Source organism: Actinosynnema sp. NPDC050436, assembly GCF_040655415.1.
Classification (GTDB): Bacteria; Actinomycetota; Actinomycetes; order Mycobacteriales; family Pseudonocardiaceae; genus Actinosynnema.
This window is the reverse complement of record NZ_JBFAJV010000012.1, coordinates 126,913-142,345: the sequence shown is the minus strand read 5'-3', so window position 1 is coordinate 142,345 and position 15,433 is coordinate 126,913. Positions and strand designations below refer to the sequence as shown.

Sequence of the window (15,433 nt, the reverse complement as noted above, 5' to 3'; positions counted from 1 at the left end):
ACGACCTCGACACGCTGTCCGGCGTCGGTGATGAGTTTTCGGGCCAACCGCCGTCATATACACCATGAGCCCCATCACCGACGACCTCGCGCCGCTCGCCGAGCAGGCATTCGGCGCTCGCGTCGAGCCGCACCGCCGCGAGCTGCACGTCCACTGCTACCGCCTGCTCGGTTCGTTCGAGGAGGCCGAGGACTTCGTCCAGGAGGTGTTCCTGCGCGCGTGGCACCGCCGCGAGACCTACGAGGGCCGCGCGTCGGTGCGCGCGTGGCTCTACCGGATAGCGACGAACGCCTGCCTCGACGCGCTCGACAAGCGTCCGCGACGACCGGGCGCGAACGGCGAGGTCACGTGGTTGCAGCCCTACCCCGACGAACTCCTCGAACAGCTGCCCGACCTGCGCGAGGGCCCGGAGGACGTGGCGCTGGCCAAGGAGACCATCGAGCTGTCCTTCATCGCCGCGATCCAGCACCTCGCGCCACTGCCACGGGCCGTGCTCGTGTTGCGCGACGTGCTCGGCTGCTCGGCGAAGGAGACCGCGCGGCTGCTTGAGACCACAGTGGCCTCGGCCAACTCCGCCCTGCAACGCGCGCGGGCCGGGTTGCGGAAAGGTCTGCCCGAGGACCGGGAGGCGTGGCGACACGCCGCCGAGCCGGACACCGCCGAGCAGGAGCTGCTCGCCCGCTACGTCGAGTGCAGCGAGCGCGCCGACGTCGAGGGCTTGGCGGCGCTCCTGCACGAGGACGTCCGCTTCTCAATGCCGCCGACGCCCGGCGTGTGGACCGGTCGGAGCACAGTTGTGCAGGGCTGGATCGACGGCGGGTTCGGATCGGGGGTGTCCGGTAGCCTGCGGTGCGTGCCCGCCCTCGCCAACGGTCAGCCTGCGGTTGCGGGCTGCGTGCGCAAGCCGGGCGACGCCGCCTGCGTTCCGCTGGCGATCGTCGTCCTGCGGGTGCAGGACGAGGTCGTGACCGAGATCGTCACCTTCGACGGCGCGGTGTTCGAGTACTTCGACCTGCCGGCCACGCTCGGCGCGGAGGGCGGTGCGCGATGAGCGATCCCGCCTCGATCACCGTCACGCCGGTGTTCGTCGCCGACCTGCACGTCGAGGGCGAGCGGATGCCGGTCTACGTGCACGTCATCGACCACCCGCACGGGCGCGTGCTGGTCGACACCGGCATGACGGAACTGCACCCGGCGGCCGGTGACCTCGATCCCCGCCTCCGGCCACTCGACGAGCAGGACTTCGACCTCGCCGGCATCGACATCGTCGTCAACACCCACCTGCACGGGGACCACTGCGGCGGCAACCACCTCTTCGCCGGCAAGCCGACCTACGTCCAGCGCCGGGAACTCGACGACGCGCGCAGCCAGGATGTCTACATCCGCGAGTGGGTCGACGCACCCGGCGTGCGCTACGTGCCGGTCGACGGAGAACTGGAGCTGCTCCCCGGGCTCCGGCTCGTTCCGGCGCCGGGCCACACACGCGGCTCGCAGGTGGTCGTCGTTGAAACCGGCGGGCGTCCGGTCGTCATCGGCGGCGACGTGGCGGTATGGCACGGCGAGTTCGACGAACCGCCCACCGAAGGCCGTCAACGAGTCCTCGAACTCGACCCCGAACTGGTGTGGCTCGCACACGAGCACGAACCGTGGCGACCCCGCACCGCCTGAGACATGACGGCCCGGCTGCCACCCCGCACGCGCAGGCCGCGACATCGTCAGGCACGAACCGCAGCCATGGCGACGAGGCGACTTCTTCGGACCACATGACGTTCGCGTGACGGAAGTCCTCGCGGCCTTGGCCAACGTCTACGACCACCTGCCACGTCTACGACCACCTGCGGGCGTCGTGAGTCGGACCGGCCTGGGGCGCAGCTCATCCGCCGGAGCGTTCGCGGGCGATCGCGGCATTCCACTCGTCGACGAGCGGCAGCAGGCCGCGCAGGTCGTGCACGGTGGCGTCGGGTTCGCCGTCGGTGTGGCCGAGTTCGTGGACGGGAATCGTGCTCTTCGGGATGTGCACGGCGCGCATCCCGGCGGCTTTCGCGCCGTAGACGTCCTCGAACAGCCTGTCTCCGACAAAGACCGCGTGTTGTGGCGCGATGTCGCCGAGTGCGCGCAGGGCGCTGCGGAACGCCTCCGGGTGTGGTTTGGTCCACGCGATTTCGCTGCTGTACACCGCCGCGTCGATCAGGTCGAGGACGCCGTCCCGCTCGAAGATGTCCTCGTGCCACCCGCGTGGCCAGGTCGTGTTGGACAGCACTCCCACCATGATGCCGCGTTCCTTCAGGCCGGCGAGCACTTCTGCGCCCTGCGGGTCGATGTGGGTGTACGGGGTCCAGGCGGTGAGGTAGGCGTCGAGCGCAAGGTGTTCCATGGGGATCTCGGCCAGGGTGAAGATCTGCTCCAGGGTCGCCGACACGCTGTCGTCCAGGCACCTCCTCATCAGTTGCCGCTCGGCTGCGTGCAGCGCGGCGCCCAGCCGGTCCGCGTCGTCGGGGTCGATGGCCATCGCGGTCTTCGACCACTGGCCGAGGATGTCGATGTCGCACCAGGGTGTGAGCGTTCCCGCCCAGTCGAAGATCACCGCTTCCACCCGCATGGGGTTCGTCCCGTCCTTCCGTGGTTCGAGTTCGTCGGCACGCCTGCGCAGCAGTACCCCGAACCGCTCAGTGCTTCCGGGGTGTGTCGGCCTGCCCGGGTTGTGCAGGCCGACGGGTGTGTCCCATCGTCGTCACCGCCGCTACCGCCCACCGCTCGCCAGTCGGTCCCCTCGCAGAACCCCAGCAGCGGACAGGAGTCGAAGGTGTCGAAGCCAGCGAGCGTCAGCCCGGTGACAGTCGTCGGTTCGGTCGTCCTGGACAACAAGTGGTTCCCGGTGGGATCGGTGCGGACGAAGTCCGCCGACCACCCGTTGTGGCACGTGCACCGGCGGCATGGCGGTGTGGGGCGCAACGTCGCGGAGAACCTGGCACGGTTGGGCGTCCCCGTGTTCTTCACCGGGCTGTCCGGATGGGACGCGGTGGCCGCTGAGATCGAAGGGCGACTCACGGACACCGGTGTCCGACTCGCGGTCGTGCGGGTGCCCGACGGCGTCGGCAGGTTCGACGTGCACCTCGACCACGCGGGGGAGTTGGTCCGGTCGCGCATCTGCCTGCCCGATGCGGAACTGCTGACCTGGGACGCGGTGAGCGCCGCGCTGCCGGACCTCGGCGGCGCGGCCGTGGTGGCGGTGGAGACCGGGTCGGCGCGGCGGCTGTTCGAGGCGTTGCGGTTCCACACCTCGCGGCGCGGCGCCCGCTTGCTGGGGATGCCGACCCAGCTGGTGAACCTGGGACCGCGCTGGAAGTTGGTGCGACAGGTGGACATCCTGGTGCTCAACCAGAAGGAGGCGGCCTTGCTGACCGGCCTGCCCCGGGGCGACCTGTCCGCCGCCCGCGACCAGGTCCGCGCGCTGCTCGCCGGCGGGCCGTCGACGGTGGTCCTGACCTGCGGCGGGCTCGGCGCGATCGCGGCCTCGGCCGAAGACCCGGAACCGGTGCACTACCCCGCACAACGGGTCACGTGCGTCGACGACACGGGAGCAGGGGACGCCCTGACCGCAGCGCTGGTCGCCGGCTTGGTCAGTGGCGCGGACCTGGCCACCTCCGTCAGGTCGGGCCTCGACGCGGCCCGGGTGACGGTCGGGTGCCCGGCCGGGGTCTGCCGGCGGGTCGGCGGTCGGTGAGGAGCCCGGCCGAAGTGGGCGGTCGGCTCTCACCCGAGCGACACCGGGTGCGCGGCGATCGGTGTCGCCGACCGGTCACCGGTCCAGCGCGGCGCGTCCGTCCGCACGAAGCCGAGCAGGTCCAGGGCGCGGGTGACCGTGTGGTCGACCAGGTCCTCGACGGAGGAGGGCCGGTGGTAGAAGGCCGGGACCGGGGGCATGACGATCGCGCCGGCTGCGGTGGCCTCGCACATCAGCCGCAGGTGACCCGCGTGCAACGGGGTCTCCCGGACCAGCAGCACCAGCGGTCGGCGTTCCTTGAGCTGCACGTCCGCCGCCCTGACCAACAGGGTGTCGTCGAAGCTGTTGGCCACGCCGGACAGCGATTTGATGCTGCACGGCGCGACGAGCATCCCGGAGACGGGGAAGGAGCCGCTGGAGATCGCCGCACCCAGGTCGTTCTCCCCGTGCACCACCGAGGCTCGCGCCTTGACCTGTGCCACCGTCAGGTCGGTCTCGTGCGCGATGGTCGCTCGCGCGTGCCTGGTCAGCACGAGGTGGGTCTCGACGCCGCAGCGGGCGAGCAGCTCCAGCGCGCGGATGCCGTAGACCACGCCGGAGGCACCGGAAATGCCCACGATCACTCGTTTCACGACTTCTCCTCGTGCGCTCAGAACTCCACGGGTGTTCCCTCGGGCCGCCGGTCGAACAGCACCCCGATCCGGTCGCCGTAGGGCGCACCCCGCCAGTGGTAGGTGTCGGTGTCCGCCGAGAACCCGTGCGACGCGACGGTCTGCCAGACGTCGGTGGGGTCCGCGCCGCACACGACCACCTTCGCCCGCCGGTCGAACTCCATCGCGGCGTGCAGCAGTTCCCGGTCCGGTCGCGGCGAGCTGATCACCGCGAGGAACTCGGCCCGTGCGGCGTGCGGGTAGGAGACCCGGTCCACCGCGAATCCGGCTGCGGTGAGGTGGGCGTACATCAGGTACTCGTTCTGCAGCGACATCAACGTCAGCCCGGATTCGTTGCCGGTCACGATGGTGGGGTAGAACGGCGCCGGGGCGGCCAGCACCCGTTCTACGGTCGCGACCGGACTCTGCCTGGCGGGCACGTAGTAGCCCTTGAACTCGGCGAAGGGCCCCTCGGTCTCCAGTTCGGCTCCCACCTGTCCCTGCACGACGTACTGGGAGTCGACGGGCACGCCGAGTTCGTCGTCCAACACGGTCGCCCGTCCCCGCAACTTCGCCGCGATGTCGAAGTCGCTGCCGTCGACCGGCAGCCGCGAGGCGCCCGCCAGCAGGTGGACCGGGTCGGCGCCGATGAACGTGGTGAACGGCAGCGTCCGCCCGGAGTCGATGTGCCGCCGCCAGTTGCGGTGCGCGTCGGTGCGCGGGTCGAAGAAGATCCGCACCCGGTGCGGGCCGACCACCTGGATGCGGTAGACCCCGAGGTTGAGGTCGCCCTCCGGCGAGTGCGTGATGGTGACGCCTGCGGTGATGTAGCGCCCCGCGTCACCGGGTCGGTGCCACGGCACGGGTACCTCGTCCAGCCCGCCGAGTTCCCGCCACCCGCCCCGCGCCCACCGGGTCGGCTCGGCGGGTTCGGCGATCCGGCGGCCGAGGGCGGGCAGCCAGTCGTCGGTCCCGATGCCCATCGCCGCCAGCAGGACCGGCAGCGGGCAGGGGTTGCCCAGCACCGCCGCGCCGGGGTGTCCCTCGACGTTGCGGAACAGCGTCACCGGGCGGGTGCCCCGCCGGCGCTCCTCCTCGGCGAGCCACCGCGCCAGCTCGACCGTCGGCGAGATCGGGTCGTCGTGGACGTGCACCGGCACCGCGCGGTAGTGGGCCGGCAGGTCATCGAGGTGCGGTGCGCGCTTCACCGGCGACTCCGATCCGACTGCCGGTGAAGGCCGTCATGGTGATGCCGTCGGCGGCCAGCCGCCGCGCGATCTCCGGTTCGGGGCAGGACATCACCCCGGCGTCGACCAGGATGCGGTAGTCGGTGGAGTGCAGGGGGACGTCCTGGACGCGGTCCTGCCGCACGCCGTCGACGTTGTGCCCCGCGAAGTCCCGGGGCACCCGGTGCTCGGCGTGTTCCAGGAACGCGGTCATGTTCAGGTGGTAGGTCCGTCCGTCCGGCCAGTGCCCGATGATCTCGTAGACCGCGAAGGGCTGCGGGTCGCGCAGCAGGCAGCCGACCTCCTCGAACGCCTCGCGGACCACCGCGTCCCGGGCGCACTCGCCGACCTCGATGCCGCCTCCCGGCAGCAGCCAGTTCCCGGCGAAGGGCCCGTTGCGCTGGTGGACGAAGGTGATCGTGCCGCCGGGGCCGGGCACGACGGCCAGGGCGGCGACGACGATCCGCTGGTATCGGGTGGTCTGGTCGCTCAACGTCCCACTTCCTGTTCCGGTACGGTGACCGCCCTGGTCCGCGCACCGGGGGGCGGTTCGGTGCCCTCCCACGGGAAGACCACCCAGTCATCCAACTCCACGGCGACGAAGTCGACTTCCCCGGCACCGCGTTTCATCCGGACGAGGACGGTGGTCCACACCTCGGCGGCGCCTGCCAGCGCCACCTGCTCGCGCACGTGGCGCAGCGTCGCGCCGCTCCCGGCGACGTCGTCCACCACGAGCACCCGCCTGCCCCGCAGGCCGGTGAGGTCGTCGCCCCAGAGCACCGTCGGGGGTTGCTTGTCCAGGTACTGCCCGTCGCCGACGTTGCGCCCGACCGCGATCGCGTGGAACGTCGACACGCCCAGGGCGTTGGACAGGGCGACCGCCGGCACCAGGCCGCCTCGGGAGACGCCGAGCACGCAGTCGACCTCCGGTGCGGTGGAGCGCACCCGGGCGGTCAGGCTCCGGATCGCGGCGTCGAAGTCGGCCCAGGTCAACAGGTAGAGGGAATGCCTGCTCCACAGGTCGTCCCCGTCGGTGCCCGTCGGTCCGGCCATCGTGCCTCCTTCTGGTCCATCGGTCGGGCCGGCGGTCCGCGACCCGGTGTCGTGCGGGTTCAGCGCCGTCCTGCGAGGAACTCTGTGCGGTAGTCGGGGTGCAGTTGCGGTGCGCGGTCCAGGGCGTGCGGCTTGTTCTCGCCGAGCCCGGCGGCGGAGACCTGGACGAACTCGGCCCGCTCCCGCAGCTCGTCGATCCCCAGCGCCCCGGAGTAGCTCAACCCCGAGCGGATGCCGCCGGCGTACTGCTTGAGCAACGCCGCGAGAGCGCCCCGGTGCTCGAAGGTCGCCTCCACGCCCTCCGCGACGTAGTCCTCCAGGTCCTCCTTCGTGATCTCCTGCCCGCCGGCCCTCTTCAGGGTCAGGGGGACGCCGAGCGTGACGAACCCGGTGGTGACCTTGTAGCGCCTGCCGTCGCGCTCGATCGGCACGGCCGCGCTCTCGTCGGCACCGGCCAGCATGGATCCGAGCATCACCGTCGACGCGCCCGCCGCCAGTGCCTTCACCATGTCCCCGGAACTCCGGATGCCGCCGTCGGCGATGATCGGCGTTCCGGTGGCCGCCGCCTCCTCGGCGCAGTCGAGCACGGCCGTCACCTGCGGCACCCCGGCGCCGGCGACCTGCCTGGTGGTGCAGATGCCGCCGGGACCGATGCCGACCTTCACCGCGTCGGCGCCGGCCTCGATCAGCGCTCTGGTGCCCTCGGCCGTCGCCACGTTGCCCGCGACGAGCGGGATGCCGGGGAACTCGGACTTGACCTTCCGCAGCGCGGCGAGGGCCTGGGCGGAGTGCCCGTGCGCGATGTCGAGCAGCAGCACGTCCGCCCCGGCGGACACCAGGGCCCCGGCGCGCACCAGGTAGTCGTCCTTCACCCCGATCGCCGCCCCGGTCACCAGCGAGCCGCCGGCGTCGGTGGTCGCCGCCGGTGAGCGGACGGGGTCCACCGGCACCGCCTTGACCTCGGCCACCATCCGGACCTGGTCGGCGGCGGGTTGCATCCGGTGGAGGAAGCCGCAGCCCCCGAGCCGCGCCAGCTCGGCGGCCATCGCGGCTTCGGTGCACCACGGCGTGTTGGCGGAGATGATCGGCAGCGCCAACTCGATCCCGGGCACCAGCCGGGTGTCGAGCCGGACGTCCCGCCGGCTGTCGGCGCGGGAGAGCTGGGGCACGAGCAGCACGTCGTCGAAGGACAACCCGGCCCGCACGACCGGCCTGCGATGGGTGGCCACGGGAACTCCAACCTGGTCGGTGGTCGATCGGGGTCAGTGCCGGGTGATGAGTCGCGTCCGCATCCCCGGATCGGTCTGGAAGACCCCGCGCAGCACCGAGGTGGCCATCTTCGCGGCCGTCCGGACGCCCCGGATCGTCATGCACAGGTGTTCGCCGCTGGCGAAGACGGCGACGTCGGGCGAGCCGGAGACCGCGCTCACCGAGTCCGCGATGCCCGAGGTCAACCGCTCCTGGACCTGGAGCCGGTGCGCGTGGTCGTGCGCGATCCTGGCGAACTTCGACAGGCCGACGATCCGGTTGCGGGCGACGTAGGCGATCGAGACGTCGCACCAGAAGGGCAGCAGGTGGTGTTCGCACAGCGACCACACCCGGATGTCGCTGACCTGGATCAGCTGGTCGGAGGTGACCGACTCGAAGGTCGTCTCGATCTTCCCCGGGTCGTAGTCGACGAACTCCCGCCACCAGCGCGCGTACCGCGCCGGGGTGCCGCGCAGCCCTTCGCGGCCGGGGTCTTCGCCGATCTCGGCGAGCAGCGTCTCGGCCAGCGCCTCCAGCGGGTCCCGCCCCTGTTTCGACCCGTTGTCGCGGTAGCCGAGCTCCGGCTCGGTGATGGGCAGGGCGGGGTGCGCGTCGTCGAGATGCTCCGATGCCGTGAAAGTCATCTCATACTCCTCTTGAGTGTCCCCATGCGAGTACGTGCAGGCGGCTCGTGAGGTTCCACCGGCGGCTCACGACCGCGTCGGCCACCGCTCCCAGCGTCTGGGAGAGCTCGTCCGCGGTCTGACCCTCCGGCATGATCCACACCGGTGCCAGGTCGTGCCGCGCGACGACGGTGGCGACTTCGTCCAGGTCGTCGGTCGACTGGACCACGAACTTGAAATCGGCCTTGCCGGAATCGCGGAAGGCGCGCAGCGCCGAGGGCACGAGCCTGCGCGACTCCGGGTCGCCGGAGTGGGCGAGCTTGGGCGAGACCACGAACCGGCGGACCAGTCGTTGGACTTCCGGGCGCGGTGCCCGGGTGCCGTTGGTTTCGACCTCCACGGCCACACCGCGGTCGTGGAGCCGTTGCAGCACGGGAATGAGCCTGGGTTGTTGGTTGAGCGGTTCGCCGCCGGTCAGGATGATCAGGTCGACCTCCATGTCCAGCAGCCGTTGCGCGACCTCGTCGGCCGACATCGGGTGCAGCTCGTCGGCGGGCACGTGCGCCACCGGCGAGCTGATGCCCGTCCAGTCCCACGTGTAGGGCGTGTCGCACCACCGGCAGGACAGGTTGCACCCGCCGAGGCGCAGGAAGCCGCAGATCCGTCCCGCGCTGGGGCCTTCTCCCTGCACGGCTCAAGTGGGCCCGAAGATCTCGTTGACCACGAGCTCCGGACCGGTGCGGGCATCACCCCCGCCCGTTGTCGCCGTGCTCCCGGACCGCAGATCCGACATGGACAGCTCCTTTCACGACGGGCTCAGCCGTGCGCCGGCAGCCGGTACTCCGCCCAGGTGCGCGGTGTCTCCGAGACCTTGACGGCGCTGAGTTCGGGGAACTTCTCCTTCCACTGGTCGAAGATCCACCGCGCGATGTGCTCGGCGGACGGGTTCAGCTCGCCGAGCACGTCGTTGAGGTGCCGGTGGTCGACCTCGTCGTCGATCCACGACTTCACCGCGCCCAACTCGCCGAAATCGCGCACGAAGCCCGCCCGGGTGAGCTGGTCGGGCGGCGCGCTGAGTTCGATCACGACCACGTAGTTGTGCCCGTGCATCCGGCCGCACTGGTGCCCCTCGGGCAGTTCGTGCAGGACGTGGCTCGCGGAGAAGTGGAACTCCTTGGAAATGATCAGCATCTGGCCATCCTCCGGCTCGGGTGTCGTCGGTTCGGCGGTTGTCCGGATAGCAGGGAAAGAACTTCCCGGATCCCGGCGAAGGCGGCGCCCCTGCCCCGGGCCGCCGGTCGCCCGTTTCGAGGAGGGCGGTGACAGGTCCTGGGTGGAGCGCGGTCTCGGCTGTGGTGTGCGCTTTCGCCCGACCGGTTGAACGACCACCGGGACCGGAGCGTCGGCCGGTCCACCTGGACGCGACCGGTTTTGGGAGAAGTCGGCGGCGCTTCCGATCCGTTGGAGGTCCGCCCCGTTCTGTATACCCGGCAAATCGGAACCGGGCAACAGCGGGCTTTTCGGTGGAAGCCGTTCGGAGGTCGGAGGTTACCCCGGTCTGGCCAACAAAAATTGTTGATCGTCCACCTGCGACGGACTGCCCGGCGCGGTACGGAAAACCGAAGGGCGACCGCGTATAGCACTTCGGTCCACAAGTGCGGGGCGGCGGGTTTCCTTTTGTGCCTCTAAAATTTGGCAACCGCGGATGTCGTCCGTTCGTCACCCCGCGCACCTCTGGGATTCATTGTTCTAAGTCATCGGGAATATTCGCTGCAGCGTGGGTATTTTTCGGGTTCGCGCAGTGCCCGCGCCGCCGAACGGGTGCCTGCCCGAATGCACGTGTTGTCCGTGGGGCGGGTCGCCGGGTACACAGGAGCCAATCGACCTCCGAGAGCACGTCGAGAGATCGCGGGAACTGGTTCACCACTGCGCCCCGGCGGGCGGGGTGCCCGCCGCTTCGCCGGCGACACGCTGCCCACGGCCGCAGGGGACACCTGGCGGATGGTCGAGTCCCACTGCACCGGAACGTGCCGCACCGGGACCGCTGTCCGTGCGCACACCGCCCCGGAGGCGGACCTGTGCCGCTTTGTCCGTGCAAACCCGTGGCCGGTGCCGGCCACCACTGTGGAGGTGGTCGCAGCCGTGGAAGTACTGGTGGTGGGATGCCAGTCCGGTGACGAGGGCAAGGGCAAGTTCACCGATCTGTTCTGCGAGCACGCCGATCTGGTGGTCCGCTTCCAGGGCGGGCCGCACACCGGCCACACGGTCGTGGTCGGCGGGACTCCGCTGCGCTTCGTGCAACTGCCCGCCGGCATCAACCGCGACGTGCGCGGTGTCCTGGGCAACGGGTGCGTCGTCGAACCGGGCTCGCTGCTGGAGGAGATGGCCGAACACGGGGTGCACGACCCGCGACAACTGCTGATCAGCAGCACCGCGCACGTCGTGCTGCCCTACCACCGGCTCCAGGACGAGGCGATGGAGTCCTGGCGCGGCGACGTCGTCGCCAGTTCGGCGGCCACCGGGTTCGCCGACGGGACCGGGAGGATCGGCTCGACCAGGAAGGGCGTCGGCCCCTGCCGGGAGGACAAGGTGGCGCGCATCGGGCTGCGCCTGGTCGACCTCCTCGACCCCGACCTGACCCGCGCCCGGCTCCGGAAGCTGGTCCCGCTCAAGCGGTCCCTGCTGGTCGACACCTTCGGCATGGCGCCCGAGGCGGTCGACGCCGAACTGGACGCCGACGTGCTGGCCGCGCGGTTGCACGACTTCGGCAGGCGACTGGCGCCGTTCCTGGGCGACGTCGCGGCCGAGCTGCGCGCGGCCCGGGAGGCGGGCGCGACCATCGTCCACGAAGGAGCCCAGAGCGTGGCGCTGGACCTCGAACACGGCACCTACCCGTACTGCTCCAGCGGTTACAGCGCGGCAGGAGGGGTGACCGTGGGGACCGGGACGCCGGTGAACACGCCGATCTCCGTGGTCGGGGTGGCCAAGGCGTACATGATCCAGGTCGGTGGCGGTCCGCTGACCGCCGAGCTGACCGGCGAGGCGGCCGACCGCCTGGTCGAACGCGGCCTCGAAGTCGGAACGGTGACGGGGCGCAGGCGCCGTGTGGGGTGGTTCGACGTGCCGTTCGTCCGGCACGCCGTGCTGCTGGACGGCGTGACCCACCTGTGCCTGACCAACGTCGACGTGCTGGCAGGACTGGACGAGGTCGCCGTGGTCTCGCACTACGCGCTCGACGGCCGCCGGATCGACCGCTACCCCGTGTCGCTCGCGGAGGCGGCCCGCGTCGAGCCGGTCCTGCAACGGTTCGCCGGCTGGCCCGAGTTCGACCGGGAGGAGGTCGCCCGCGCCGGGTTTGCCGCGCTGCCGGTGCAGGCCCGGCAGTTCGCCCGGTCCGTCGAGGCCGCGGTGGGGGCGCCGCTGGCGGCGGTCGGGATCGGCAGGGAACGCCACCACACCGTCTGGCTCGACCGCGGCGCGGCCCTGCGCGACGGCCTGCGCAACGACACCCGGCGCGACACCGCCGCACCGGCAGGGCGTTGACGAGCCCATGCGCCACAACGACGTCCACGTCGTCGGCCTCGGGGTCGAACTCGGGCAGCTCGTGCCCAGCCGCGTCGCCCTGGCCGACGGTCGGTTCAGCGCCGACGACGCGGCCAAGACCGGACAGGTGTCGGTGTCGTGCTCGGACCGCACGGCCACCGAACTCGCGGCGGCGGCCGGGCGCAAGGCCGTGCAGGAGGCGCGGGGAGCCGGCATCGACATCGACTCCCGGCTGGCGTTGCACCTGCACGCCAGCGTCTGCGCGCCCGGCATCGAGGTGTGGTCGGCCTCCTGCCACGTCCTGGGCCGGCTGACCGGGCCGGGCCCCCTGATGTCGCTGCACCTCAACGCGGTGTCCAACGGCTGCCTGGCGGCCCTCGAACTCGCCGCGCAGGTGATGGCCGGCGCCGACGCCGACGCCTGCGCGCTGGTCACCACGGCGGACAGCTTCACCGAACCGGAGTTCCCGCGCTGGAGCACCGAACGCGGCATGGTCTTCGGCGACGGTGCGACGGCCGCCGTCCTCGCGCGCCGACCCGGGATCGCGGCCCTGCTGTCGACCGCGTCGTTCACCGACCCGACGATGGAGGGGCTGCACCGGGGCAACGAGCAGGTGGTGGGCGGCGGGAGACCGCACCTGACGCCGATCGACCTGCGGGGCCGGAGCAGGGCCCACCTCGCGCAGGTGGGAGGCCCGGCGACGGTCTCGGCACGCCACCTCGACGTGCTGGCCGGCGTCATCGGCCGCGCCCTGGACGACGCCGAGGTCAAGGCGGACGACCTCGCCCGGGTCGTGCTGCCGTTCTTCGGCCGCCAGTTCATCGAGCGCGAGTACCTCGAACCGTTCGGCTTCCGCTCCCGCGACACCCTGCTCGACCTCGGCCTGACCGTGGGACACCTGGGGGCGGGGGACCAGCTCGTGGGCCTGGACCACCTGCGGGCGCGCGGCGAGGTCGGCCCCGGGGACCTGGTGCTGCTGATCGGGGTGGGAGCCGGGTTCACCTGGACGACGGCCGTGGTGCGCATCGAGTGAACGGACACGCGGCACCCGCGACCACATCGACACCCACGGGAGAACCCATGAACCAGGACTCGGCGCAACGCCTCCGATTCGACGACCCGGGGACACTGGCCGACTGGCACAACACGTTGGCACTACTGCGGACCCACGACCCGGTGCACTGGGACGAAGGCATCGGCGCGTGGATCGTCACCCGGCACGCGGACGTCAAGGCGGGCCTGTTCAACCGCGACCTCTCGTCGCGGGGACCCAGCGCGTTCATGGACCTCCTGGACGCCGCCGGGCAGCGGGAACTGCGGGAGCTGCGCTCCTTCTACGAGCACTGGATGGTGTTCTCCGACTCGCCCTACCACGAACGCGTCCGCACGTGCGTCCAGCGGGTCCTCACCCCCCGGGCCGTGGAGCGGCGACGCGCCCACGTCCGCGAGGAGGCCCGGCGGCTGGCCGACGCGGCCACCGGGCGCCCCGTGGACCTGTACGCGGAGTTCTCCCGACCCCTGGCCGTGCGCGTCATCTGCGACCTGCTCGACATCCCCGTCGAGGACTGGGAGGAGTTCTCGGTCTGGTCGCGCGACCTGATCGCGTTCATCAGCACGCCGCGCCCGGAACCCGCGCTCGGCAGGATCGCCCTGGACTCCTACCACGCCACCGTGGATTACGTGCGGCGTGCCGCGAAGGACCTGCGTGCGAGAGGACTCGTCGAGAACCCGATCCTCGCGGTCGAAGACCTCGGCGAGGCCGCGATGGTGGCCACCTTCGCGCAGTTCCTCACCGGCGGCTGCGACCCCATCTCCGCCGCGATCGGCAATGCGGTCGCCACCCTGCTGGCGCACCCGGCCGAGCTGCGGCTCGTGCGCGACGACGACACCCTCGTCGGCAGCGCCCTGGAGGAGTGCCTGCGGTTCGAGACCCCGTTCACCATCATCCCGAAAGTCGCCCGCACCGACACGGTGGTCGGCGACGTGCACCTGCCCGCCGGCTCCCGCATCCACTTCTCGATCGCCGCAGCCAACCGCGACCCCGAGGTGTTCCCCGACCCCGACCGGTTCACCGTCACCCGGACGCCGAACCCGCACCTCGGGTTCGGCCTGGGGGCGCATTACTGCATCGGTGCCGGGCTGGCCCGCGTGGAACTGGCGGAGGCCGTCCGGGCGCTGGCCGACGGCCGCGCGCGGTGGCAGCCGGCCGGGACTCCCACCTGGGTGTCGAGCTTCGGCCTGCGATCGGTCGCGACCGTGCCGGCACGGATCGAGCCGGTCTGAGCCTCCTCCGGGTTCCCGAACCCGGACGACGCGGTCGCAGCAGGACTACCGGCGAGGAGAGAACATGCGCAGGAACGACAAACGCAGCGGACCGACCGTGTCGCAGCAAGCCGCCGACTCGGCCCGGATGTCCAAGCCTTTCCGGGTCCCCCTACCGCTGCCGCCCCGACTGGTCCCCCCGCTGTTGCGCGCGGTCCGCCGTCGCTTCCGGCGCATCGAGGAGCCCTACGTCGCAGAGCTGCGCAAGTGGCTCGTAGAGGACGTCACCCACCACGACGTCGACGGCGTGCCCGTGGTGGAGATCGTCCCGCGCAGCGCGCCCGACGACGTCCGGGAACGCGGTGACCGCGCCGTCTACCTGCACGGCGGAGCCTACTTCCTGGGCAGCGCCTGCGACGGCCTCGCGGTGATGATGGCGGACGAACTGCGCCTGCCCGTGTTCTGCATCGACTACGACCTGGCACCCGAAAGCGTGTTCCCGGCCGCCTTGGAGCAGGCGGTGCGCGCCCACACCGCCCTGGCCGCAGCAGGCGGCCGGACCGTGCTGTTCGGCGTGTCCTCCGGTGCCGGACTGGCCCTGTCCCTGGTCAACCGGCTGCACCGCGAGGGCCTGCCGCTGCCACGCGCGCTGGGCCTGTTCACGCCGTGGACGGACCTCACCGGCACCGGGGACAGCTACCGGGCCAACGAGGGGCGCGACCGGGCCATCCGATGGCGGTACCAACTCGAACGGGCGGCCCGTGCCTACGCGGGAGCCACCCCCGCACGGCACCCCGGTATCTCGCCGATCTACGACACCTACCCGCCCGACTACCCACCCAGCATGATCACCACCGGCACCCGGGACCTGTTCCTCAGCGACTGCGTCCGCCTCTACTGGGCGTTGCGCGCGGTCGGCGCGCCGACCGAACTCCGGGTGTGGGAGGGGATGTGGCACTCGTTGCCCGATGATCCCGGGATGCCGGAGGCCCAGGCGTGCCGCGCCGAGGTCGCCGGCTTCCTCCGCCGCGCCCTCCAGGACGCCGACGCCCCCCACGACGGGAACCCGGAGTCCGCGCGGGCCACGAGGTGAAGGGGCGGCCG

Annotated in this window: 16 protein-coding genes; 7 read left to right on the top strand and 9 right to left on the bottom strand. The window is 71.4% G+C overall.

Going from position 1 to position 15,433, the window contains the following annotated elements; all coding sequences use genetic code 11:
- Positions 1 to 64: 64 nt before the first annotated feature.
- Together AB0I60_RS26890 and AB0I60_RS26885 are read left to right on the top strand one after the other, a co-directional pair.
- Positions 65 to 1,051: an RNA polymerase subunit sigma-70 gene (locus AB0I60_RS26890; RefSeq protein WP_360734192.1), complete on the top strand. Its 987-nt coding sequence runs from the start codon at positions 65 to 67 to the stop codon at positions 1,049 to 1,051.
- Entirely contained in the window at positions 1,048 to 1,668 is a 621-nt protein-coding gene (locus AB0I60_RS26885) for an MBL fold metallo-hydrolase (RefSeq protein ID WP_360734190.1), read from the top strand. The genes AB0I60_RS26890 and AB0I60_RS26885 overlap by 4 nt, the downstream gene beginning before the upstream one ends.
- 205 nt (positions 1,669 to 1,873) lie before the next feature.
- Here the strand turns inward: AB0I60_RS26885 and AB0I60_RS26880 are convergent, their stop codons facing one another.
- Positions 1,874 to 2,599, bottom strand: coding sequence for an HAD family hydrolase (locus tag AB0I60_RS26880; RefSeq protein ID WP_360734187.1), 726 nt, complete (start codon positions 2,597 to 2,599; stop codon positions 1,874 to 1,876).
- 231 nt (positions 2,600 to 2,830) lie between these two features.
- Between AB0I60_RS26880 and AB0I60_RS26875 the strand changes: the two genes are divergently transcribed.
- Positions 2,831 to 3,724, top strand: a complete 894-nt coding sequence (locus AB0I60_RS26875) for a PfkB family carbohydrate kinase (protein WP_360734185.1) — start codon at positions 2,831 to 2,833, stop codon at positions 3,722 to 3,724.
- Positions 3,725 to 3,753: 29 nt separating this feature from the next.
- Here the strand turns inward: AB0I60_RS26875 and AB0I60_RS26870 are convergent, their stop codons facing one another.
- The 8 genes from AB0I60_RS26870 to AB0I60_RS26835 all read right to left on the bottom strand — a co-directional run bounded on the left by AB0I60_RS26870 (position 3,754) and on the right by AB0I60_RS26835 (position 9,715).
- Positions 3,754 to 4,356 (bottom strand): UbiX family flavin prenyltransferase, encoded by a 603-nt coding sequence (locus AB0I60_RS26870; RefSeq protein WP_360734182.1) that lies wholly within the window; start codon positions 4,354 to 4,356, stop codon positions 3,754 to 3,756.
- Positions 4,357 to 4,373: 17 nt separating this feature from the next.
- Positions 4,374 to 5,582 carry a UbiD family decarboxylase domain-containing protein gene (locus AB0I60_RS26865; RefSeq protein ID WP_360734179.1) on the bottom strand — a complete coding sequence of 403 codons (1,209 nt, stop codon included), beginning with the start codon at positions 5,580 to 5,582 and terminating at the stop codon, positions 4,374 to 4,376.
- Complete coding sequence (locus AB0I60_RS26860) at positions 5,557 to 6,093, bottom strand: NUDIX domain-containing protein (RefSeq protein WP_360734177.1); 537 nt, start codon at positions 6,091 to 6,093, stop codon at positions 5,557 to 5,559. The genes AB0I60_RS26865 and AB0I60_RS26860 overlap by 26 nt, the downstream gene beginning before the upstream one ends.
- Positions 6,090 to 6,653, bottom strand: a complete 564-nt coding sequence (locus tag AB0I60_RS26855; RefSeq protein WP_360734175.1) for a phosphoribosyltransferase family protein — start codon at positions 6,651 to 6,653, stop codon at positions 6,090 to 6,092. The genes AB0I60_RS26860 and AB0I60_RS26855 overlap by 4 nt, the downstream gene beginning before the upstream one ends.
- 59 nt (positions 6,654 to 6,712) lie before the next feature.
- Positions 6,713 to 7,882, bottom strand: a complete 1,170-nt coding sequence (locus AB0I60_RS26850) for an IMP dehydrogenase (RefSeq protein WP_360734172.1) — start codon at positions 7,880 to 7,882, stop codon at positions 6,713 to 6,715.
- Positions 7,883 to 7,915: 33 nt separating this feature from the next.
- Entirely contained in the window at positions 7,916 to 8,545 is a 630-nt protein-coding gene (gene folE / locus AB0I60_RS26845) for a GTP cyclohydrolase I (RefSeq protein WP_360734169.1), read from the bottom strand.
- Between the two features lies 1 nt (position 8,546).
- The gene (locus tag AB0I60_RS26840) at positions 8,547 to 9,215 is read right to left on the bottom strand and encodes a 7-carboxy-7-deazaguanine synthase QueE (protein ID WP_360734166.1); all 669 of its coding nucleotides are present in this window, start codon (positions 9,213 to 9,215) and stop codon (positions 8,547 to 8,549) included.
- A gap of 125 nt (positions 9,216 to 9,340) precedes the next feature.
- Entirely contained in the window at positions 9,341 to 9,715 is a 375-nt protein-coding gene (locus AB0I60_RS26835) for a 6-carboxytetrahydropterin synthase (protein WP_360734164.1), read from the bottom strand.
- Between the two features lie 951 nt (positions 9,716 to 10,666).
- Here AB0I60_RS26835 and AB0I60_RS26830 point away from each other — a divergent pair.
- From AB0I60_RS26830 to AB0I60_RS26815, 4 genes are all read left to right on the top strand, one after another.
- Positions 10,667 to 12,067, top strand: coding sequence for an adenylosuccinate synthetase (locus AB0I60_RS26830; protein WP_360734161.1), 1,401 nt, complete (start codon positions 10,667 to 10,669; stop codon positions 12,065 to 12,067).
- Between the two features lie 7 nt (positions 12,068 to 12,074).
- Entirely contained in the window at positions 12,075 to 13,100 is a 1,026-nt protein-coding gene (locus AB0I60_RS26825) for a ketoacyl-ACP synthase III family protein (protein ID WP_360734158.1), read from the top strand.
- A gap of 47 nt (positions 13,101 to 13,147) precedes the next feature.
- Positions 13,148 to 14,350, top strand: a complete 1,203-nt coding sequence (locus AB0I60_RS26820) for a cytochrome P450 (RefSeq protein ID WP_360734156.1) — start codon at positions 13,148 to 13,150, stop codon at positions 14,348 to 14,350.
- Positions 14,351 to 14,414: 64 nt separating this feature from the next.
- Positions 14,415 to 15,422 carry an alpha/beta hydrolase gene (locus tag AB0I60_RS26815; RefSeq protein ID WP_360734153.1) on the top strand — a complete coding sequence of 336 codons (1,008 nt, stop codon included), beginning with the start codon at positions 14,415 to 14,417 and terminating at the stop codon, positions 15,420 to 15,422.
- Positions 15,423 to 15,433: the final 11 nt, after the last annotated feature.

Bases quoted from the DNA above. Each gene is read 5' to 3' on its own strand.
- AB0I60_RS26890 (WP_360734192.1), top strand. From the start codon at position 65: ATGAGCCCCATCACCGACGACCTCGCGCCGCTCGCCGAGCAGGCATTC.
- AB0I60_RS26885 (WP_360734190.1), top strand. From the start codon at position 1,048: ATGAGCGATCCCGCCTCGATCACCGTCACGCCGGTGTTCGTCGCCGAC.
- AB0I60_RS26880 (WP_360734187.1), bottom strand. From the start codon at position 2,599: ATGCGGGTGGAAGCGGTGATCTTCGACTGGGCGGGAACGCTCACACCC.
- AB0I60_RS26855 (WP_360734175.1), bottom strand. From the start codon at position 6,653: ATGGCCGGACCGACGGGCACCGACGGGGACGACCTGTGGAGCAGGCAT.
- folE (WP_360734169.1), bottom strand. From the start codon at position 8,545: ATGACTTTCACGGCATCGGAGCATCTCGACGACGCGCACCCCGCCCTG.
- AB0I60_RS26835 (WP_360734164.1), bottom strand. From the start codon at position 9,715: ATGCTGATCATTTCCAAGGAGTTCCACTTCTCCGCGAGCCACGTCCTG.
- AB0I60_RS26825 (WP_360734158.1), top strand. From the start codon at position 12,075: ATGCGCCACAACGACGTCCACGTCGTCGGCCTCGGGGTCGAACTCGGG.
- AB0I60_RS26820 (WP_360734156.1), top strand. From the start codon at position 13,148: ATGAACCAGGACTCGGCGCAACGCCTCCGATTCGACGACCCGGGGACA.
- AB0I60_RS26815 (WP_360734153.1), top strand. From the start codon at position 14,415: ATGCGCAGGAACGACAAACGCAGCGGACCGACCGTGTCGCAGCAAGCC.